Genomic DNA, 20,292 nt, shown 5'->3' on the forward strand with positions numbered 1-20,292 from the left:
GGAGGATAATGTCAATATCTTATCGGAATTGGCGCCACCCTGTCAACCCTTCGGCAAAATTTTTTTCGAGCCCAATTGTTGCTCAAAACCCCCTCTAACTTCCCCTTGGTAAAGGGCAGGATCAATCCTCCGTGTCCTCTGTGCCTCTGTGGTAAAAATTCCCCAACAATTCCGCCAACTCACAAAACCCCTCAACTTCCGCCTTGGATGTCACATAAGCCGGTTGATATTGTAGGCGATCGCAATAATCCAAAATATTAGCCACTCCCACCGAATGAGGAAACTGATTCCCATCAAATAAAGACTCGTCGTTGGGGGAGTCGCCGACGGTGACAACCTGTCCAATTTCCAAGTCCGAAAAATAGCGAGAAAGCACCCGTCGCAACCCCGTCGCCTTATCCTGAAACGGCGGTTTAATGTGACATTGAACGGTACTGTAAGTGAATCCCCAGCCGCCGCGATCGCACAAATTCGCCAACATTTCCAACTGCGATCGCCCCAACCCCGCCACATCAAACGTCCAGTCCGTGATCCGGAAGCGGTTGTCCGTGGACTCTTGCAAATCGGGAAACTCAGCTTTGAGGAGTTCAAACTGTCCGGACAGTTTTCGCCGGTGTTCGGCGAGATTATCTACTATTGTTAATAACTCCGGATCGTCCTGTTTTCCAGAATAAAATATCCCGCCATTTTCGGCGATCGCCCCCGCCACCGGGAAATAGTGGTGCAACCCCTGCACCCAACCCGCCGATCGCCCCGTAATCAAAACCACCCGCACCCCCGCATCCGCCAACCTTCCGAACGCCGCCAGCAAATCGGGGGTAAACTTCCCGTCGCGGGTGAGAGTCCCATCCACATCCGTCGCCACCAAACGGACGGCTTTCCAAACGGGCACAAATTCCGGATCAAAAATCAAATCGAGGGACATTTTGTTAATGGATAATTGACAATTGATAATTGATAATTTTCCTGACTTTTTACCCTCCTATCAATTGGGATGGATCGAACCGTCCGGCAAGATCGCCCCCGCCAAATTCGCCCCCGTCAACTTCACCATGATGCGATCGCCCGTTCCGACTTTCGCCCCCGTCAGATTCGCCCCCCGCAGGTCCGCCCCGCTCAAATCCGCCCCAATCAGATTGGCTTCCTGGAGGTTCGCATAGCTGAGATCTGCCCGCAAAAAATTAGCCCGAAACAGGTTCGCCCGGTACAGACAGGCGCCGCTCAAATTGACGCCGTGGAGGAAACTGTCCGTCAGGTCCGCGTAACTCAGATCCGCCCCGCTCAGATTCCGCCCCGACAGGTCCCGCTCCTTGAAATTCGCCCCCCGAAAGTCGGCATTGCTCAAATCCGAATAAGACGGACGCTGATAGGGTTGATAGGGCGGCTTCGGCGGCGGTTGATACTCCTGTCGCGGCGGGCGGTGGGGCGGTTTTTGGCGATAATGATAAGATGCACCCGCCCCCGCCGTCTGCCGACGTTGGGCGGTGGCGTACTGGGGCTGAGGTTTCGGTTTGGAAGGGGTTTGGGCGGTTTTTGGCTTGGATTGATTTTTTCGCAACAGCGATCGCAGCTGATCTCTGGCTTGGTTAATTTCCTTGAGCTTTTCTTCCGCCAACTGTCGCAACCGCTGGTTATCTTCGGGAATGCGATCGGGATGCCAGATAAAAGCCAAATCCTTGTAGGCTCGATCTACAACCTCCAGGGAAGCACCGGGTTGCAGTTCGAGTACCCTGTAGCAGTGGTTCAACTCACTTGGCGTCATATCAAGGTTTGTCCGCTAAAAGTTGGCTGGGGTGTCGGGGAATGGGCGATCGTCAGCTTGAATTATTTTAACCCATGCGATCGCCTCCCCCGGGAGGAGATGGCGAGATGAGTGGTAATCGCTATCTGTTGGATACCAAGGGAAACCAAAAAAAGGGCAGATCCTCAGATCCACCCCAAAATTTGTTATCTTGAAATCAATCTCTAACCGATCAAATCCGGCTGTTTGTCCGCCGACTCTTTAAACGCCAACCGCAGGAAAGGCGGCGCCAAGAAAGTGGTCAGAATCACCATCACAATGATCGCCGCCTGCAAGGGCTTGTCCAACGCCCCGCTGGCCGCACCAATACCGGCAAATACCAAGCCAACTTCGCCCCGGGGAATCATGCCCACCCCGATCGCAAACCGGTTGATAGAAGCCTGGCCGAACACCGTCCAACCCGTCACCAACTTGCCCAAAATCGCCACCACAATCAAAAATGCAGCGATGATTAAACCCTGCTGATTTTCCGGTACAACGGGGTTGAGGACGCTCAAATCTACCCGCGCTCCGACGGTGACAAAAAAGATGGGGACCAGGATATCGGCGATGGGCACAACCTCGCGATCGAGTTCTTTGCGCTTGTCCGTTTCATCAAGAACCAACCCGGCCGCGAAGGCTCCCAAAATCGCTTCGAGTTGGATGACGTTCGCCAAAAATGCCATGAAAAAGGCAAAGGTAAAAGCGGGAATCACCAGTTTTCCCCGGGTTTGCAAACGGTCGGCGATCGCGACAAAACTCTTGTTGAAGAATTTACCGAGGAAAATCGAACCCAGCAGAAACGCACTAGCCCCGATCATCAAATAAATGACGTTGAGAATATTCACTTCCCCAGTTTTCGCCAAACTCGCCACCACCGCCAACACGATGATGCCGAGGACGTCATCAATAACCGCCGCCCCGACGATAATTTGACCTTCTTTAGACTTCAAATGTCCCAATTCCGAGAGGACTTTCGACGTGATGCCGATGCTGGTCGCCGTCAGCGCCGCGCCGGCAAAAATTGCGGGGATGGCGGAGACCTTGAAGAAGAACATCAGCCCCACCGTTCCGGCAGCGAAGGGCGCCACAACACCCACCACGGCGACGACCGCAGCCTGGTAGCCGACTTTTTGCAACTCTCGCAAGTCCGACTCCAAACCAATTTCAAACAGCAAAACAATAACCCCGAGTTCCGCCAGGACCGAAATCACCTCGCTCTGGCTTTCAAACACGGAGGCTGCAGCCCGAGGATCGAGACCCGCGATCGCCTGTAGAACCGTCATGAGCAGAGAATCCGCCGCTTGTGCCCCCCCTTCGGGAAATACGATCAAATGCAGTGCAGACGCTCCGACGACAACACCACCAACCAGCTCGCCCAAAACTGGCGGTAAGTCTACGGCCTTCGATAATTCTCCCCCCAATTTGCTGGCGAGATAAATCACGATCAAGGTCAGCAAAACTCCGGCCAAAACGATGGGACCCTGGTCGGCTTCCGTAGCGGTTGCCAGCACGTTGGGGAGCGAAAAGTCGAGAAATATTTGGGGGTGAATTTCAAAAAAATGACTTGGGATGATTGACAACATTAATTGAACCTAGCTTCATTCACATTGAATTCAGATGACCCGTTCGGTGCGAAATCGTCGTCATGGGGAATGGATAGGCAGACACCCTAAAAGGTAAAGGGGATAAAGCAAAATGGCTATTTCGTTTTCCGCTTTATCCCCGCCGTTCCGTCAATTAGGAAAAGGGTGAAAATCACCCTTGAGGGATGTCAATCACCTAACTCATTTGCCCCCAAGCCTCATCGATCGGGGAGGAGCCACCCCAATTCGAGAGAGTTGAGCGATTCCTAAGGGGCACCTGGTCTGCTTTAATTTTACACAAAAAATTCAGGTTTTATTGATCAATTTAAATCAGGATAATTTATCACATACAACATTTCAGATTATTCTAAAATCATCAAATTTTTTTCGTCATATTACCGGAAAAATAATCGCATTTTTTTGACGTGTTTGGTGCCGCCGTATTGGAGGGTATAGCAGTGCGCGCTCGTCTGTTTACAGTTTCCTCAGAGGGACAAACCTTTAAACCTTGATGTCGAGGGAATTTCCCCTCCCTACACCCTACACCCTACACCCTACACCCCCTCTAGCAGCGCTATATTTGAGCGGGCAATCCATCTATAAAACGCCAAAAAGCGAACAACTGGTAGCTGTCCGCTTCTGACTGAGAATCCCGAGTTAATTCAACTCATGATTATTGGGGCAGGCTGGCATCGTCGGGGCGGGTCGAGTAGCGATCGGAGCCAAGTTGGGGATCATCGTGCTGCACGCCCATCGTGGAGGGATTGACCAGAGACACCGCCACTTGCAGGGCTTGAGTCCGGTCCATCATCAGGTGGTGGGGGGGCAGAATTTGGAACACTCCCAACTTCTGCAGGCGTTCCTTGCACTGTCCGGAGGCGCCGACGATGAACACCTGACGTCCGAGGTCCACCGCTTCCTTGATGGCATTTTCCAAAGCCAGGGAGGAAGTCACGCCCAACAGGGGTACATCGCTCAAGTCCAGAATCAGGACATCGTAGCTGTCGATGACCGCGTGTTCGCGAGAGATGGCTTTCGAGACCCCGAAAATCATCGGGCCGCTGAGGTGGAACAGGAGAACGCGGCTGTTGGCTTGCTTGAGGAGTTCTTTCTCTTCCGGGTTGAGGACGATCGCATCATCCGCATCCGTAATCGCCCGGACATCTTTAGACCGCAGGTCGCTCAAACGTTGGATGGTGAGGATGTTGGCGACGAAGACCCCGAGTCCGACCGCCGCAATCAGGTCAACGAAAACGGTCAGGGCGATCACGCCGTACATGATCAGGGCGCCTTTAACGGACACCTTGTGGGCCCGCTTCAAGAATCCCCAGTCGATAATATCAATACCCACTTTCAGGGCGATACCAGCCAGAACCGCCATCGGGATGCTTTCGGTGAGGGGGGCGGCCCAAAGGACGACCACCAAAAGGATCAAGGCGCGGGTGAGGCCGGAGAGGGCCGTGCGGCCGCCGGTTTGGATGTTGACGACGGTCCCCATCGTCGCGCCGGCACCGGCGATACCGCCGAACAGACCGGAGGCCAGGTTTCCGAGTCCCTGACCGATCAACTCTTTGTCGGAGTCGTGTTGGTAACGGGTCAAACTGTCGGAAATAACCGAGGTCAGCAGCGCGTCGATACATCCGAGCATCGCCAGCACCAGGGCATCGATGACCATGGTCTGAATCTGGCCGGCGCTGAAGGTGGGAACTTGAATGGAGGGAAGTCCGGTGGGAATTTCACCGATGCGGCGGATATCGACGCCGGGGAACAGAACCAGCGAGAGAATCGTGACGCCGACCAAAGCGACCAGTTGGGGGGGGAGCAGGCGCTTGAGCTTTCCGGGCATCAACACCAGGATTGCGATGGTGATCAGGCCGAGAGCCGTTTCGGCGGGATTGATGTTCACGATCAGCTCGGGGATGCTCGTCAGCGTCCCGATCACGCCACCTTTGGGGCTGGCTTGCCCCAGGAACGGCCCGATTTGCAGGATGACGAGGATGATCCCGATCCCGGACATGAAGCCGGAGATCACGGTGTAGGGCATCTGGGTGACGTATTTGCCCAGGCGCAGGCTCCCAAAGATAATTTGGAAGACGCCCGCCATCATCACCACCGTGAAAGCCATCGCCATCCCGTTCTCGGGGTTGGCGGCGGTGAGATTCGCGATGATGGCGGTCATGACGACGGTCATCGGACCGGTCGGCTCGGAAATCAGGGTGGGAGTTCCCCCGAACAAGGCGGCGAAGAAACCGACGAGGACGGCTCCGTACAGACCCGCGGCGGGGCCTGCACCGGAAGCCACACCGAAGGCTAGAGCCATGGGCAGGGCAATGATCGCGGCGGTCATGCCGCCGAATATATCTCCTTTGAGATTTCTAAAGTGAATGTAGTTGGTGATTTGCATCAGGTGACGGTTGACAACCCGGTTGTTTTATCGCTCTAAGTCTATAGATATGTTTTTTGCCATTGACTTGCGTCAATTCTACAGGCAAATCCACATTTTGTCTAAATACTTTCTTAAGCTTTCCTGATGATACTCCCCAGTTTTGCTTATGTAAAGTCCGGATGCTCTGCGGGTCGGGGGCGAGAGCCGTACCTCCGATTTGAGAAAATCCACGGCCCGCGCGATCGCATCCCGTCCCTCGGGCAAAATCTTAGCCATCGTCACGAAGCCGTGGATAGTGCCCGGGTAGCGGACGACGGCGGCGGGGACACCTGATCGGCGCAGGGATTCCCCGTAGGCTTCGCCCTCGTCTCGGAGGGGGTCGTATTCGGCCGTTACAATCAGGGCGGGGGGTAAATTCTCATGCGATCGCGCCAATAGAGGAGAAGCGCGGGGATTTTCTCCGTCTTCGGGGGTTTTCAGATATTGCCGCCAAAACCAGATCATTTCCTCCCGGGTCAAGCCATAGCCCCCGGCATTTTGGCGGTAGGACTCGGTTTCAAATCCGTATCGGGTGACGGGGTAGAACAGCAGTTGAGCCGTCAGCGTCGGAAAACCGCGATCGCGGGCTATCAGCGCCACCGCCGCCGCCAAGTTCCCCCCGGCGCTGTCCCCCCCGACACGGATGCGTTGCGGGTCGCCACATATATAAGTGGCGTTTTCCGCGACCCAGCGGGTGGCCTCGTCGGCATCTTCGACGGCGGCGGGAAAGGGATGTTCGGGGGCGAGTCGGTAATCGACAGATACGACGATCGATACAGCCTGGGTCGATCAGGTGTGGCAGAGGCGATCGACGCGATCGAGATCCCCCAAAACCCACCCCCCGCCGTGGAAGTAGACCAATATCGGATGGGGGCGATCGCCGGGGGGGGTGTAGATGCGGAGCTCAATTGCACCCCCCGTCCCGGGAATGCTGCGATTTTCGACCCGGGCGAGGGCGGGGGGATCGGCGCACAGATCCTCGGCCTGGGGGAGAAATTTCCGAGCCCGAACCGCACCCAATTCCGGCAAAGTCGGCAAATTTAAGGCGGCGACGCGATCGAGGTAAGCTCGGGCTTCCGGGTTGAGTGGCATGGGGGGCAGGGAAATGAATTGATAATTGTCAATTATCAATGATCAATTATCAATTCTTCCCCGCATCCCAATTACCGGAACATACTACTGACCGAACTATCTTCGTGAATTCGCCAGATAGTTTCCCCCAGCAAATTCGCGACCGAAAGCACCGTGAGTTGGTCGAATTGCTTCTCCGGCACCGTCGGAATGGTATTGGTGACGATCACCTCTTCAAACACCCCGGCGGACAGGCGGTCGATAGCCGGACCGGAGCAAACCGCGTGGGTGGCGCAGGCGTAAACCTGTCGGGCTCCGACTTCTCGCAGGAGCCGCGCCCCCTCGGTGATCGTCCCGGCCGTGTCAATCATGTCGTCCACCAGCACCGCCGTCTTGCCCTTGACATCGCCGATCACGTTGAGCACCTCCGCCACGTTGTGGGCCTGGCGGCGTTTGTCAATAATTGCGAGGGGGGCGTCGTCGAGTTTTTTCGCGAACGCCCGGGCCCGGGCTACACCGCCCACGTCCGGAGAAACCACCACGAGATCCGAAAGTTGTTTGCTGGCGAGGTAGTCCAAAATGACCGGGGAGCCATAAACGTGGTCGAAGGGAATGTCGAAATAGCCTTGAATTTGAGCCGAATGCAGGTCCATCGCCAGAATTCGGCTCGCTCCCGCCTCCGTAATCAGGTTGGCGGTCAATTTAGCCGTGATGGATTCCCGGCCAGCGGTTTTGCGATCGGCCCGGGCGTAGCCATAATAAGGAATCACGGCCGTAATTTGTCGGGCCGAGGCCCGACGGCAGGCGTCGATCATGATCAGGAGTTCCATCAGGTTGTCGTTGACCGGATGGCAACAGGGTTGGATCAAGTAGACGTCGCAGCCCCGAATCGATTCCTGAATTTGAATGTAAAGTTCTCCATCCGCAAACTGCTTGCGAACCATCGGCCCCAGGTCGATGCCAAGATAGCGGCTCACTTCCGTAGCCAGAGCGACGTTGGCGGACCCTGAAAACAATCGCAATCGGCTGTGATCGGCCATCAATGGCTCGGAGTTGGGTAGGGGTAAAGTAGCAGAACGGATCACGGTATTCCCTCGCAGTTCATTCATGGCAATTTTATCATTTCAGATGGGTGAGAATTGGAGAGAAGACGGGCGACGAAAATCGGGTTTGGCCGTCGTCTCCGATCGCCCCCCCTCCCGACCGGGATTCCTGAGAATCCCGGCGGCAAACAGACTGTATATCGTTTGAGATCCCAAAGGAACCTAAAATCATAGAAAGACTGGTTTTGATCTCAAAGCAATTACAGTCATCAAGCAATGAGATACGAGGAAATCCCCCCGATCTCTCAACATTGCTTAAGTTGCGTTGGCGCAAGTTTGTAGATTAGGAGATCAACTATGAGTTTAATGGATCGCATCGGCGAAGATATCAAGGCGGCAATGAAATCCAAGGACAAGGTTCGCCTGGAAACCGTCCGCGGCATCAAGAAGGTGTTGCTCGAAAAGAAGACCAGTGGCGAGGTGGGGGCGGACGGCACCCTGTCGGAGTCCCAGGAACTCGAGGTTTTGATGCAGCAAGCCAAGCAGCGGCGGGACGCGATCGCCGCCTACCGCCAGGCGGGTCGGGAGGATCTCGCCGCCCAGGAAACCGCCGAACTGGAAATTATCGAAGAATACCTCCCCCGCCAGCTTTCGGAGGCGGAGATCGCCGCGGTGGTGGACGACATCATCGGCCGGGTGGGGGCGAGTTCCCCCAAGGATATGGGCAAGGTCATGGGGCCGGCGATGCAACAACTCAAAGGGCAGGCCGACGGGAAGCTCGTCCAGAAGCTCGTCAAAGAACAGTTGAACGGGTAGCGATCGCCTCGGGGGCACGCGCCCCGTTCGGGATGGGAAACTGGGGGCGCAAATGCCCGGGACGGGGGTCGAGTCGGGCGCGATCTTTTCGACCGAATTGATCGCCTCGCGGCTCGAAAGTCGTGGCGTCGGCGGCGGGTGAAAGGGGAGAAAAAGGCGGGATTTTTACCGGTCTGGAACCCTGACTTCTTCTCCTATTTTCACCCAGATGTGGGTTGACAAAAATCGTTTTTTATGCCTATGATATCAGCTCATTCTGTCGGAAACCCCCGCGATCGCCCGGAGAAGTGCCGCCGTCCCAGGTCTGTCGGGAAAGCCGAAGCCATCGGTTCGATCACTCGAAGCCAAACATTTCGGGCAATTTCAGTTTTTTGGGTGCAATCACCTGTAGTCAATCCGGGGAAAGCCGTCATTTTCGACCGTTTCCCGTCCATCTCCTTTCCATTCACTCTCACCGAATCATCAATTTATGCAACCCGCCATTGCACTGGGAACTGTCTTGCAAAATCGCTACCGCTTGATCGGCATTCTGGGTCGGGGCGGTTTCGGCCTCACCTACCTGGCCGAAGATTTGGGCCGGTTTGACGAACGTTGCGCCCTCAAGGAATTCATTCCCACCGGCACCCAAACCTACGCCCGGGAAAAGTCGAAGGAACTGTTTCGGCGGGAAGCCCAGGTCCTCTACCAAATCAAACACCCGCAAATCCCGCAATTCGGAGCCGTTTTCGAGGAAAATCAGCGGCTATTTTTGGTTCAGGATTACGTGGAAGGGCAGACTTATCACCATCTCCTCAAAGAGCGAAAAAACGCCCCTCCCGGTGGACCCCGCACCTTTTCGGAAGCGGAGGTGCGGACCTTTCTCGGGCAGATGTTGCCCGTCTTAGACCACCTGCACCGCCTGGGCATCATTCACCGGGATATTTCCCCCGACAATATCATTTTGCGGAACCGCGATCGCCTCCCCGTCCTGATCGATTTCGGCGTCGTCCTCGAACAGGCCACCCACATCCAATCCCCCGGCCAGACTGACCCGGCGGCGACGCGGGTGGGGAAACTCGGCTACGCCCCCGCCGAACAGATGCAAACCGGGCACGTCTCCCCCAGCAGCGACCTCTACGCCCTCGCCGTCACCGCGATCGTGCTGCTGACGGGACTCGAACCTCAAGAGTTGATGGACCAGCAGACCTTGACCTGGATGTGGCAACCCTGGGCCGTCGTCTCCCCCGAACTGGCGGTTGTCTTGAACCGGATGCTGAGTCGCCATCCCGGCGATCGCTACCAATCCGCCTCCGACGTCCAAAACGCCCTCCACCCCCCCCCGACAACCCCCCCCACCCCGCCGACTCCCGCCACCGACCTGTCCGAACTCAAAACCCTGGCCGTGGGATCTCCCGTCGCCGTTCGAGTCGGTTCCCACCAGCGGACGAATCCCGCCATCCCCGCCCCCGGCAACGGGTCGTTTTGGGACAATCCCGCCGCCGTCGCGGCCGCCGGTATTGCGGTCGCCCTCCTCGCCGGCTTGGGATCTTGGACCCTGGTGAGCCAGCTCCTCAACTCCACCGTCGGAGAACCCGATCCCCCCCCGACCCTCACCGCTGAACCCTCCCCCGCCCCAACCCCCGCGCCGGAGGTGAGGACGACGCCGACACCGACGCCGACACCGCGATCGCGGCGCAGTCCCAGACCCGCCCCCGAACCGACTCTGACTCCCACCCCCACCCCCGCGCCGGAAGTGTCCAGCCGTCGGTTGGATGTCGCCGTCGGGGAACCCGCCGTCATCGAAGGGGATTTGAAAGCCGGCCAGACCACCCAGTATTTCATTTCCGCCCGGGCCGGACAGCAACTGTATCTGGCCGTCAGCGGCGACGGCCTGCTCTTGACCCTCCTCGGACCTAATCAAAAACCCGTCGATCCCCGCGCTGAAGCGGTTTCCGTCTGGCAAGGGACTTTGCGGGCGGACGGAGACTACGCGATCGTGTTGGAACCTCTGGCGGGACTCCCGGGGACGAACTACACCCTGGAAATGGAATTGATCGATTCCCTGCCGCCCCTTCTCGAACCCTCACCGGAACCCATTCCCTCACCCGCACCAGAACCGGAACCCGCACCGGAACCGGAACCCACACCGGAACCCCTTCCCTCACCCATACCGGAACCCATACCGGAACCGGAACCCATACCGGAACCGGAACCGGAACCCGCGCCCGAACCCGAGACTCCCGAAGCGAATGCCGATCCGAAAGAGTCCCCCAAAACCCCCACGTTCTTCCCCGAATCGGAACCCGAGACGAGTGTGGTTCAAGAGGATGACACCGAGGAGGCGGACAAACAACCGGAGGATTCTTGAATTCAAAGTCAAAATTCCCGATTCCCGATTGAGAAGCCCGGCATCACAGCGATGACGCCGGCTATCAAATGGATTCGTCAGAGGAATCAGCGTCAGAAATTTCCGGGGAGCGAGGGTCTTGACGCCCCGCCGAGCCTGCCAAAACCGTCGGGATGGTGTACGATCGCAAAGAATTCCTACACCCGTTAATACAGCACATGGATGTTTTGCCAATTCAATCGGCCGGAGGGGGCGATCGCGAGACTTCCGGACCATCCGAGAGTCCCGAAATCTCCGTCATCGTACCGATCTACAACGAATTGGAGAGTCTGCCGACATTAATTAATTCCATTCACACCAGTTTGAGTCAACTCGAAATCGACTACGAACTGATTTGCGTGGATGACGGCTCCTGCGACGGGTCTACAGAGGTACTCAGACAACAAATTTTGGCTCATCCCAACCTGCGAGTCGTGGTTCTGCGTCGCAACTACGGCCAGACCCCGGCAATGGCCGCCGGGTTCAAGCAAGCCCGGGGCCGAGTGATTGTCACCTTGGATGGAGATCTCCAAAACGATCCCCTCGATATCCCCCACCTACTCGACGAACTCTCCAAGGGTTACGATGTCGTCAGCGGTTGGCGCCAAAATCGCCAGGACGACTTCTTGACGCGACTCCTCCCCTCCAAAGTGGCTAACTGGCTGATCGGCAAAATCACCGGAGTCCGCCTGCACGACTACGGCTGTTCCCTGAAAGCCTACCGGGCGGAAGTGGTGGCCGACATGAAACTTTACGGGGAATTGCACCGATTTCTCCCCGTTCTGGCTTTCATCGAAGGGGCGCGAGTCACTGAATTGCCCGTCCGCCACCACCCTCGTCGCTACGGTCGCAGCAAGTATGGCCTGGGTCGCACTTTCCGGGTATTGATGGATTTATTGACGATCGCCTTTATTAAAACATTCCTGACCCGACCGATGCACGTTTTTGGCCTGTTGGGTGTTCTGTTACTCATGGTGGGTATCGGGGCGGGAAGCTACCTGAGTTTTATTCGCCTGGTGTTGGGGCAAAGTATCGGCGATCGACCCCTATTGATTTTGGCTGTATTGCTCACGTTGACGGGAATTCAACTGTTCTGCTTCGGGCTACTGGCTGAGTTGTTGATGCGGACCTACCACGAATCCCAAGATCGGCCGATTTATCGGGTGCGGGAGTTAATCGAATCCAAGGAGAGCACACTCAAGTAGTGCGAATCAGGACCCATGACCTCGGGTTCAACTGACTCCCGGTTTTCTATCCCATCTCTTATGGCGCGGCGCGCCAGGTGCGGGGTGTTCGGGCGTGGGATGTAGGGAATTGAAATCACCAATCATCGGGGGTTTCAAGGTTTGTCCTCCCCACCCAACTCTCAACACACGATCGCTCGCTGCTCTATTCTTCCTCAATCTGAAGTTGATTCTTCCCGGGAGATGGGGAAGATTTTGCACATCATGTACTCGGGATGGCCGTCGGAGCTGCGATCGCATTCGCCCGGAGTCGGCGATGTCTGTGCCACGTCCTTCGGGGGGTTGATGCAGATGGCGACCTGTCCCACACCCCCCATCAGGGCGGCCACCCGGTCGCGGATGGTATCGATAATGCCGATCAACTGTTCCCCGGCGAGGACGGTGGGGGCGACGATAAAAAAGGTTTTGACGCCCGTCGGACTCGGCGCCATCCCGAAGCTGCATTCGCCCAACAGGCTCTGGGTGGACTGGTGCAGGGAGTCGTAAAATCGTTCGAGCAGCGCTTTGTAAAAGGATTCGCTTAGGGAGCGATCGTCGAATATGGGTTGGGACAACATATCGAATTTTTTGATATCGGCTTTCAATTTGTGCGTTTCGATCTACTTTAACATTTATTTACAGAGTGCAAGGTTCGCAACAGCACCCCGGTAATGACATCCGAGAACGTTGAAAAACCGCCGCAAAACCGATGGTTTCGGGCCTGTGCCGTTAATCTTCCCGTAGAATATATTGCCGAATTCCGGGCGATCGCACCCGATCTCCGGAATTCTAAAAAGATAATAAACAATATAAGAAAACAATTATTAAATTCAGTTTCTCAATGAGATCAGAATTTGGGAATGGGAAATCGTCCAAAATTTCTCCCCCATTCCCTATTCCCCATTCCCTATTCCCACCCGATCGAAGGGGTGCGGGAACTCGTCCCGAACCCCCCCCAGGATAGATGACCGGAAGTGCCGTTCAGCTTAGGTGGTCACGGGTTGGCGGTCGGCGATCGCGGCTTTTTCCCGCTCTGGTTCTAAAGCAGCGTAGAGGCGGTTGAGGGCGTTGATGTAGGCCTGGGCGGACGCCACGATAATATCCGTGTTGGCCGAGTGGCCGGAAAACACCCGCCCCTCGTGCCGCAGCCGGATCGTCACCTCCCCGATCGCGTCGATCCCCGCCGTCACCGATTGTACGGAAAACTCGATCAACTCATTGGGGACGTTCACCACCCGATTGATCGCCTTGTACACCGCATCCACCGGGCCGGTTCCCGTGGCTGCATCCGTTAACTCCTCGCCCTGGGGCGTTCTCAGGGTCACGGTCGCCGTGGGGCGGGCGTTGTTGCCGCACGACACCTGCACCAACTCCACCCGGAACAGTTCGGGGGTCTGCTGAATTTCGTCGTTGACGATCGCCTCGATGTCCCAGTTGGTGACTTCTTTCTTTTTATCTGCCACATCCTTGAACCGGACAAAAGCTTTATTAATGTCGTCCTCGGACAGATCGAAGCCCAACTCCAGGAGGCGATTTTGGAAGGCGTGGCGGCCCGAATGTTTGCCCAGGACGAGCTGGTTGTCGTTCAGGCCGATGGACTGGGCGTCCATGATCTCGTAGGTCAGCTTGTTCTTGAGAATCCCGTCCTGGTGGATGCCGGACTCGTGGGCGAAGGCGTTGGCCCCGACGATCGCCTTGTTCGGCTGCACCAGCATCCCGGTCAGGTTGGACACCAGGCGGGAGGTTTTGTAAATTTCGCGGGTGTTGATCCGGGTCAGGGGTTCCTCCGACTCAGCCGGACGCCCGAAGAAGGGGTTGTAGAACTGCCGCCGGACGTGGAGGGCCATGACCAGTTCCTCCAAAGCCGCATTTCCGGCCCGTTCGCCGATGCCGTTGATCGTACATTCGAGCTGCCGCGCCCCATTTTTGACCGCTTCCAGGAAGTTGGCGACGGCTAGGCCCAGGTCGTTGTGGCCGTGGACGGAGATGATGGCTTGGTCGATGTTGGGGACGTTTTCTTTGATGCCCCGGATCAGGGCCCCGAATTCGCTGGGGGTGGTGTAGCCCACGGTGTCGGGGATGTTGACGGTGGTGGCCCCAGCCGCGATCGCCCGTTCCAGGACTTCGTAGAGAAATTCGGGGTCGGACCGGGCGGCGTCCTCGGGGGAAAATTCCACGTCGTCCACGAAGGATTTGGCGTGGGCGACCATTTCGCTCGTGATGTCCAGGACTTCCGGGCGGGTCTTTTTCAGCTTGTACTGGAGATGAATATCGGAAGTCGCAATAAAAGTATGAATGCGCTTGCGGACGGCCGGTTTCAGGGCGTTCGCGGCCGCTTCGATGTCCGCCTTCACGGCCCGGGCGAGGCTGCAAATGGTGGGTCCATCTTCGGTACCGACGGTTTGGGCGATGCGGTGGACCGCCTCAAAGTCGCCGCTGCTGGCGATCGCGAATCCGGCCTCGATGACATCGACTCCCAGACGCGCCAGTTGGCGGGCGATGACGAGTTTTTCATCGACGTTCAGGGTGGCTCCCGGACATTGTTCGCCATCCCGCAGGGTGGTGTCGAAGATGATGATCCGGTCGGGGTTGGGTTGAATTGTCATGGTGTAAACCCTCCAGTATGTAGACGACTTCGGGACTCAAATCCGGGGATCGAGCGCCGGCGCGGGGACGTTTTGAGTGCCGTTCTCCGATTGTACTTCTCCCCGTCTCGATCTGCGGTTTTCTTCAGTCAATAGTCGATTTTTTCGATGTGCTCTCGGATGTCGTTTAAGTCGATATAGCGATCGGTGGCGTTGCGAAGTTCCCGGGCGATCATGCCTTCGGTGGACACGACGGTGATATGGGTGTTCTTGGAGCGCAGCAGTTCGATCGCCCGCTCGAAATCCCCGTCCCCGCTGAACAGGACGACGCGATCGTACTGATCGACGGTGTTGAACATATCGACGACAATTTCGATGTCCAAATTGGCCTTTTGAGAATAGCGGCCGGAGCTGTCGTCGTAGTATTCTTTTAAAATTTTGGTGCGGACCGTGTACCCCAGACTGATCAGCGCGTCCCGAAATCCCCGCTGGTCTTGGGGGTCTTTGAGTCCGGTGTACCAGAAAGCGTTGATCAAAATGATGTCGGATTGTTCGTTCTTGAAATAGCTCAAAACCCTTCTGGGATCGAAAAACCAGCCGTTTTTTTGTTGGGCGTAGAACATATTGTTACCGTCTACAAAAATAGATAGACGGTTTTTGATGTTAGGCATACAAACTAAAGACCTAATATTTGTAGAAATGAATTTAATCTATATATTTTATCTTAGCATCTGGATTCTTACAAAATTTTAACTTGACCTCCCCCCACAGTTGGGATTTCGATCGCAGTCCGCCGTGAAACGAACACCGGAGTTTCGGCCTCCTGAATGCGGAAGGTAGAAACTTTGACAACAAATCGCCGTGTTCGAGGGAAAAATCTCACCGGGCATCCCCGTTCTCCAACCCGCGATGGGTGCGCTGCCGCCAATCGGCGCCGGTGAGCTTCGCTCAATCGCGCCCGACGAGCCCCGATGGTCTGGGATGAAAATCGACACAATTGACCCCCCATTCCGTTCGGCTGCGCCACCGCGCCCCCGAAGGCGCCAAAAACTCCTTCCATCCGGAAGGTCAGGAAATGGATAACAGCAACATAATGGGTTTCATCTGGCACGGCTTCCGAATGTCCCCCGGAGCGGGAAAAGCCCACCGCCGTCATGCGATCGCACTCAGGTTGGCTTCAAATGATTGGCGCTGTCAATCTAAAATATAGAAGTACAATATGAGTTTCCTCTAGTATACCGCGTTGTGCGATCGGCGGACTCGGCGATTCGCGACGAGATCAAAATCCCTAGAATTCCTGACTCTCAAGCGCCCAGCGGGCGAGTTCGGTGCGGTTGTGGAGGCCGGTTTTGCCCAGCATATTGCTGACGTGGCTTTCGACGGTGCGCTGGCTGACCTTCATCATTTTGGAGATTTCCCGATTGCCGAGCCCCCGAGCCACCAACTGCACTACCCTCAACTCCGTCGGCGTCAGCTCCACATTCTCCCGGACTCGCAGTTTCTGAGTCGTTTGGATGGCGGGTTTGCGGTGTCCGATCAGGCGCGTTGCCTGCCGGAGGGAGGATTCGACTTGGGCGATGAGTTCTTCCGGTTCAAAGGGTTTGACAATGTAAACGTCCGCCCCGGTATTGAGGCCTTTGACCTTATCTTGGCTCTGCCCTTTCGCGGAGAGAAACAGGACGGGAATCCAGCTCAGACGCCGATTTTCCCGGATCAGCTTCACCAGGGTGTAGCCGTCCATTTCCGGCATCATGATGTCGCAAATGATCAGGTCGGGGATTTCGTGTTCGAGCAGTTCGAGGGCTTTTTTCCCATTCTCGGCGGTGACGACTTCGTACCCCCGAAACTCCAGATAATCGCTGACCAAGACGACGAGGTTGGGGTCGTCATCCACGAGCATGAGCCGCCGTTGTTCTGTGGTTGTGATGTCACTGTCATTCATCGCGCTGTTCCGTTGGAGGATGCTAGACCATAACGAATCTTCGGGTGCGTTCGCGCGCCACCCCATTCCATTGACAGAGCGGACGGACACATCCGAATTAACTCGGATGTGTTCCAACTGACGCTCTCGGGTTCGATCTGTCGGTGTGGCGCACTCAAAGGCAATTTAACTATCAATTCTTGTATACTGAACGGTTTAATACTTCAATATTATCTGAAAATTGAACCGTAAGACCACTCTCAACCCGATCGCCCCCCGTCGTCGGCGCCCTGCGTCGGGGTCGGCCCCAGGTCGGGCAAAGGGTGGGTCAAAAATGCGTACTCTTCGACAATCCGGGATTCGAGCAGGTGTTCCCGGATGATGCGCTCGATCGCTTCCGGTGTGGCGGCTCGATACCACACCCCCTCGGGATACACCACCAAAATCGGCCCGTCGCAACAGACGCGCAGGCAGTTGGCTTTCGTCCGGAAAACGCAGCCCGGACGGTCTTCCGTGGGCCGGTCGAGGTTCAGTTCTTTGAGCCGATTTTTGAGATAATCCCAGGCTTCGAGGCTGGCTTCTTTGGAACAGCACTTGGGCTTGGTTTGGTCGCAACAGAGAAAAATGTGGCGCTGCACTTGCCGCAGACCCAAGCTTTCAACCGCCGCATCCAGAGGCGGGCATTTCGGGGATTCGGACGCCGGAGGCGCGACGGCGGACTCAGTTTCGGCTTCGGGGACGGGATGTTGACTCATGGCGCAGAAATGCGGAAACGGACAAATTAAGACCCATTATAGGAAGAATTTGGGTCGGGGGTGGGGGGGAGCTCCAGGAAGCTCCAGGGAGCGGGGGGAGCAGCGGAAACGGGTGGAACATCTGCACCGCTTGGGAATCAATTCCCTTTTCTTATAGCGAAAATCATATTCAGATGATTGGGGAGCAAATACTGGATCTGATATAAACTTGCCTCCTCTGCCTCCCCTGCCCCCCTGCCCCAGCTCCCGACTCCCGACTCCCTAATACCGACTCCCGACTCCCCCCCCATTCGGTTCGGGAACCCGTACAGGGATTCCTGTTGCGATCGCGCCGCCGATTTCGGTACATTAGCACTCAGGAGTTGAGAGTGCTAATCCGGACAACTGAACGGGAAGCAACAGGCGGATTTGAGACGGTTTGCCTGGTTTTCTCGGGTCTGGAGCGGGTCAATCTCAACGGAGCTCTAGTCAATCGGAGGTAATTGCATGGCCGCTGTCTCTCTTAGCGTTTCTACCGTGAAGCCCCTCGGCGATCGCGTTTTCGTCAAAATTAGCGATTCCGAGGAAAAAACGGCGGGGGGAATTCTACTCCCCGACACCGCCAAAGAAAAGCCCCAAGTCGGGGAAATTGTCGCCGCCGGCCCGGGACGCCGCAACGACGACGGCTCCCGCAGCGAAATGGAAGTCAAAGTCGGCGACAAAGTCCTGTACTCCAAGTATGCCGGAACCGACATCAAGCTCGGCGGCGAAGAATACGTTTTGTTAGCCGAAAAAGACATCCTCGCGATCGTCAACTAATCGGCCCGAGAAATCCCAATCGCGGATTTCTACCGTTCCCGTCGCCCGCCACCATCGGGCGTCAAACCCACTTCAAACCTTTTTGTATCCTTCTAGCAACACGAACAGGAACCTATGGCAAAGCGTATTATCTACAACGAAAATGCCCGTCGCGCCCTGGAACGGGGTATGGACATCCTGGCCGAGTCCGTCGCGGTCACTCTCGGCCCCAAAGGTCGTAACGTCGTCCTAGAAAAGAAATTTGGTGCGCCCCAGATCGTGAACGACGGGGTCACCATTGCCAAAGAAATCGAACTCGAAGATAACATTGAGAATACCGGCGTCGCGCTGATTCGTCAAGCCGCCTCCAAAACGAACGACGCGGCCGGAGACGGCACCACCACCGCCACCGTCCTCGCCCACGCGATGGTCAAAGAAGGGCTGCGGAACGTCGCTGCCGGTGCCAACCCCATCGAACTGAAGCGCGGCATCGACAAAGCCACCGCCTTCCTGGTGGACAAAATTGCCGAGCACGCCCGCTCCGTCGAAGACTCCAAAGCGATCGCCCAAGTCGGCACCATCTCCGCAGGCAACGATGAAGAAGTCGGCCGCATGATCGCCGAAGCGATGGACAAGGTGGGCAAAGAGGGCGTCATCTCCCTCGAAGAAGGCAAGTCCATGACCACCGAGCTGGAAATCACCGAAGGGATGCGCTTCGACAAGGGCTACATCTCCCCCTACTTCGCCACCGACACGGAGCGGATGGAAGCGATCCTCGACGAACCCTTCATCCTGATCACCGACAAGAAAATCACCCTGGTGCAGGATCTGGTTCCCGTCCTGGAGCAAGTGGCCCGGGCCAGCCGTCCCCTGCTGATCATCGCCGAGGACATCGAGAAAGAAGCCCTGGCGACCCTGGTGGTCAACCGCCTGCGGGGCGTTCTGAACGTCGCCGCCGTCAAGGCCCCCGGATTCGGCGATCGCCGCAAAGCCATGCTGGAAGATATCGCCGTCCTCACTGGCGGCCAGGTGATCACCGAAGATGCCGGCCTGAAGCTGGAAAGCGCCAAGGTCGATATGCTGGGTAAAGCCCGCCGCATCACCCTCACCAAAGACAACACCACCATCGTCGCCGAAGGCAACGAAGCCGGCGTCAAGGCCCGCTGCGAGCAGATCCGCCGTCAGATGGACGAAACCGATTCCTCCTACGACAAGGAAAAACTGCAAGAGCGCCTCGCCAAGCTGGCCGGCGGTGTGGCTGTGATCAAAGTTGGCGCGGCCACCGAAACTGAAATGAAAGATCGCAAGCTGCGCCTCGAAGATGCCATCAACGCCACCAAAGCGGCGGTCGAAGAAGGCATCGTCCCCGGCGGCGGCACCACCCTGGCCCACCTGGCGCCCCAGGTGGAAGAGTGGGCGAAGAGCAACCAACTCTCCGGCGAAGCCCTGACCGGCGCCATGATCGTGGCCCGCGCCCTGTTGGCTCCCCTGAAGCGGATCGCTGAAAACGCCGGTGAAAACGGCGCCGTGGTCGCCGAGCGCGTCAAGGAAAAATCCTTCGACGTCGGCTACAACGCCGCCAACGGCGAATACGTTAACCTGTTCGACGCGGGTATCGTCGATCCCGCCAAGGTGACTCGTTCCGCCGTGCAGAACGCCGCGTCCATCGCCGGCATGGTGCTGACCACCGAGTGCATCGTGGCCGACAAGCCCGAACCCAAGGAAAATGCGCCCGCCGCCGGCGCCGGAATGGGCGGAGACTTCGACTACTAAGATTTGAGGGTCAAAAAGGAGGCGATCGCAGCGATCGTCTCCCCACCCGCCAAACGGACGGACTTCGGTTCAAATCGGAGTCCGTTTTTTTGTAGCTATAGCGCTGCGCGCGGGTGTAGGGTGTAGGGTGTAGGGTGTAGGGGCTAGAAATCGCCAAGACACATGGAAGTTT

General features: G+C 56.7%; 20 protein-coding genes. 7 read left to right on the plus strand and 13 right to left on the minus strand.

The annotated features are described in order from the left end of the window. Positions 1–121: 121 nt before the first annotated feature. Together AC0QHF_RS08525 and AC0QHF_RS08530 are read right to left on the minus strand one after the other, a co-directional pair. On the minus strand, positions 122–925 hold the full coding sequence (locus tag AC0QHF_RS08525; RefSeq protein WP_324703778.1) for an HAD family hydrolase: 804 nt from the start codon (positions 923–925) through the stop codon (positions 122–124). 60 nt (positions 926–985) lie between these two features. Continuing rightward, complete coding sequence (locus AC0QHF_RS08530) at positions 986–1,762, minus strand: pentapeptide repeat-containing protein (protein WP_324703779.1); 777 nt, start codon at positions 1,760–1,762, stop codon at positions 986–988. Between AC0QHF_RS08530 and AC0QHF_RS08535 the strand changes: the two genes are divergently transcribed. After that, positions 1,739–1,873, plus strand: a complete 135-nt coding sequence (locus AC0QHF_RS08535; RefSeq protein ID WP_324703780.1) for a hypothetical protein — start codon at positions 1,739–1,741, stop codon at positions 1,871–1,873. The two genes, AC0QHF_RS08530 and AC0QHF_RS08535, sit on opposite strands and share 24 nt — an antisense overlap. Positions 1,874–1,965: 92 nt before the next feature. Here the strand turns inward: AC0QHF_RS08535 and AC0QHF_RS08540 are convergent, their stop codons facing one another. From AC0QHF_RS08540 to AC0QHF_RS08560, 5 genes are all read right to left on the minus strand, one after another. Continuing rightward, positions 1,966–3,294, minus strand: coding sequence for a cation:proton antiporter (locus AC0QHF_RS08540; protein WP_473113624.1), 1,329 nt, complete (start codon positions 3,292–3,294; stop codon positions 1,966–1,968). A gap of 745 nt (positions 3,295–4,039) precedes the next feature. Further along, a complete protein-coding gene (gene bicA / locus AC0QHF_RS08545) occupies positions 4,040–5,770 on the minus strand; it encodes a bicarbonate transporter BicA (RefSeq protein ID WP_324703782.1) in 1,731 nt (576 codons plus the stop codon). 78 nt (positions 5,771–5,848) lie between these two features. Further along, entirely contained in the window at positions 5,849–6,562 is a 714-nt protein-coding gene (locus tag AC0QHF_RS08550; protein ID WP_324703796.1) for an alpha/beta hydrolase, read from the minus strand. 18 nt (positions 6,563–6,580) lie between these two features. After that, complete coding sequence (locus AC0QHF_RS08555; RefSeq protein ID WP_324703783.1) at positions 6,581–6,922, minus strand: alpha/beta hydrolase; 342 nt, start codon at positions 6,920–6,922, stop codon at positions 6,581–6,583. Between the two features lie 32 nt (positions 6,923–6,954). Further along, positions 6,955–7,947, minus strand: coding sequence for a ribose-phosphate pyrophosphokinase (locus AC0QHF_RS08560; RefSeq protein WP_324703797.1), 993 nt, complete (start codon positions 7,945–7,947; stop codon positions 6,955–6,957). A 315-nt stretch (positions 7,948–8,262) separates the two neighbouring features. Here AC0QHF_RS08560 and AC0QHF_RS08565 point away from each other — a divergent pair, with 315 nt between their 5' ends. After that, on the plus strand, positions 8,263–8,721 hold the full coding sequence (locus tag AC0QHF_RS08565) for a GatB/YqeY domain-containing protein (RefSeq protein ID WP_324703784.1): 459 nt from the start codon (positions 8,263–8,265) through the stop codon (positions 8,719–8,721). Positions 8,722–8,972: 251 nt separating this feature from the next. Here the strand turns inward: AC0QHF_RS08565 and AC0QHF_RS08570 are convergent, their stop codons facing one another. Continuing rightward, the gene (locus AC0QHF_RS08570) at positions 8,973–9,134 is read right to left on the minus strand and encodes a hypothetical protein (RefSeq protein WP_324703785.1); all 162 of its coding nucleotides are present in this window, start codon (positions 9,132–9,134) and stop codon (positions 8,973–8,975) included. Positions 9,135–9,190: 56 nt separating this feature from the next. Between AC0QHF_RS08570 and AC0QHF_RS08575 the strand changes: the two genes are divergently transcribed. Continuing rightward, positions 9,191–11,068, plus strand: coding sequence for a serine/threonine-protein kinase (locus AC0QHF_RS08575; protein ID WP_324703786.1), 1,878 nt, complete (start codon positions 9,191–9,193; stop codon positions 11,066–11,068). Positions 11,069–11,265: 197 nt separating this feature from the next. Then, positions 11,266–12,291, plus strand: a complete 1,026-nt coding sequence (locus AC0QHF_RS08580) for a glycosyltransferase family 2 protein (protein WP_324703787.1) — start codon at positions 11,266–11,268, stop codon at positions 12,289–12,291. A 194-nt stretch (positions 12,292–12,485) separates the two neighbouring features. Here the strand turns inward: AC0QHF_RS08580 and AC0QHF_RS08585 are convergent, their stop codons facing one another. The 3 genes from AC0QHF_RS08585 to AC0QHF_RS08595 form a co-directional block, all read right to left on the minus strand. After that, a complete protein-coding gene (locus AC0QHF_RS08585; RefSeq protein ID WP_324703788.1) occupies positions 12,486–12,914 on the minus strand; it encodes a hypothetical protein in 429 nt (142 codons plus the stop codon). A gap of 381 nt (positions 12,915–13,295) precedes the next feature. Next, entirely contained in the window at positions 13,296–14,915 is a 1,620-nt protein-coding gene (locus AC0QHF_RS08590) for a 2-isopropylmalate synthase (protein WP_324703789.1), read from the minus strand. Positions 14,916–15,043: 128 nt separating this feature from the next. Then, a complete protein-coding gene (locus AC0QHF_RS08595; RefSeq protein WP_324703790.1) occupies positions 15,044–15,565 on the minus strand; it encodes a LabA-like NYN domain-containing protein in 522 nt (173 codons plus the stop codon). 326 nt (positions 15,566–15,891) lie between these two features. Between AC0QHF_RS08595 and AC0QHF_RS08600 the strand changes: the two genes are divergently transcribed. After that, positions 15,892–16,104 carry a hypothetical protein gene (locus AC0QHF_RS08600; RefSeq protein WP_324703791.1) on the plus strand — a complete coding sequence of 71 codons (213 nt, stop codon included), beginning with the start codon at positions 15,892–15,894 and terminating at the stop codon, positions 16,102–16,104. Between the two features lie 78 nt (positions 16,105–16,182). Here the strand turns inward: AC0QHF_RS08600 and AC0QHF_RS08605 are convergent, their stop codons facing one another. Together AC0QHF_RS08605 and AC0QHF_RS08610 are read right to left on the minus strand one after the other, a co-directional pair. After that, positions 16,183–16,836 (minus strand): response regulator transcription factor, encoded by a 654-nt coding sequence (locus AC0QHF_RS08605; RefSeq protein ID WP_324703792.1) that lies wholly within the window; start codon positions 16,834–16,836, stop codon positions 16,183–16,185. 239 nt (positions 16,837–17,075) lie between these two features. Continuing rightward, complete coding sequence (locus AC0QHF_RS08610) at positions 17,076–17,570, minus strand: (2Fe-2S) ferredoxin domain-containing protein (RefSeq protein WP_324703793.1); 495 nt, start codon at positions 17,568–17,570, stop codon at positions 17,076–17,078. A gap of 486 nt (positions 17,571–18,056) precedes the next feature. Between AC0QHF_RS08610 and groES the strand changes: the two genes are divergently transcribed. Both groES and groL read left to right on the plus strand, forming a co-directional pair. After that, entirely contained in the window at positions 18,057–18,368 is a 312-nt protein-coding gene (gene groES, locus AC0QHF_RS08615; RefSeq protein WP_324703794.1) for a co-chaperone GroES, read from the plus strand. A 114-nt stretch (positions 18,369–18,482) separates the two neighbouring features. Beyond that, a complete protein-coding gene (groL, locus tag AC0QHF_RS08620) occupies positions 18,483–20,120 on the plus strand; it encodes a chaperonin GroEL (RefSeq protein ID WP_324703795.1) in 1,638 nt (545 codons plus the stop codon). The last annotated feature ends 172 nt before the right edge of the window (positions 20,121–20,292 follow it).

The sequence above is a fragment of the Lyngbya sp. CCY1209 genome, from assembly GCF_055795065.1.

Coding starts and splice junctions, on each gene's coding strand:
- AC0QHF_RS08525 (WP_324703778.1), bottom strand. CDS start 925: ATGTCCCTCGATTTGATTTTTGATCCGGAATTTGTGCCCGTTTGGAAA.
- AC0QHF_RS08570 (WP_324703785.1), bottom strand. CDS start 9,134: ATGACGGCTTTCCCCGGATTGACTACAGGTGATTGCACCCAAAAAACT.
- AC0QHF_RS08530 (WP_324703779.1), bottom strand. CDS start 1,762: ATGACGCCAAGTGAGTTGAACCACTGCTACAGGGTACTCGAACTGCAA.
- AC0QHF_RS08575 (WP_324703786.1), top strand. CDS start 9,191: ATGCAACCCGCCATTGCACTGGGAACTGTCTTGCAAAATCGCTACCGC.
- groL (WP_324703795.1), top strand. CDS start 18,483: ATGGCAAAGCGTATTATCTACAACGAAAATGCCCGTCGCGCCCTGGAA.
- bicA (WP_324703782.1), bottom strand. CDS start 5,770: ATGCAAATCACCAACTACATTCACTTTAGAAATCTCAAAGGAGATATA.
- AC0QHF_RS08565 (WP_324703784.1), top strand. CDS start 8,263: ATGAGTTTAATGGATCGCATCGGCGAAGATATCAAGGCGGCAATGAAA.
- AC0QHF_RS08610 (WP_324703793.1), bottom strand. CDS start 17,570: ATGAGTCAACATCCCGTCCCCGAAGCCGAAACTGAGTCCGCCGTCGCG.
- AC0QHF_RS08595 (WP_324703790.1), bottom strand. CDS start 15,565: ATGCCTAACATCAAAAACCGTCTATCTATTTTTGTAGACGGTAACAAT.
- AC0QHF_RS08590 (WP_324703789.1), bottom strand. CDS start 14,915: ATGACAATTCAACCCAACCCCGACCGGATCATCATCTTCGACACCACC.
- groES (WP_324703794.1), top strand. CDS start 18,057: ATGGCCGCTGTCTCTCTTAGCGTTTCTACCGTGAAGCCCCTCGGCGAT.
- AC0QHF_RS08580 (WP_324703787.1), top strand. CDS start 11,266: ATGGATGTTTTGCCAATTCAATCGGCCGGAGGGGGCGATCGCGAGACT.
- AC0QHF_RS08605 (WP_324703792.1), bottom strand. CDS start 16,836: ATGAATGACAGTGACATCACAACCACAGAACAACGGCGGCTCATGCTC.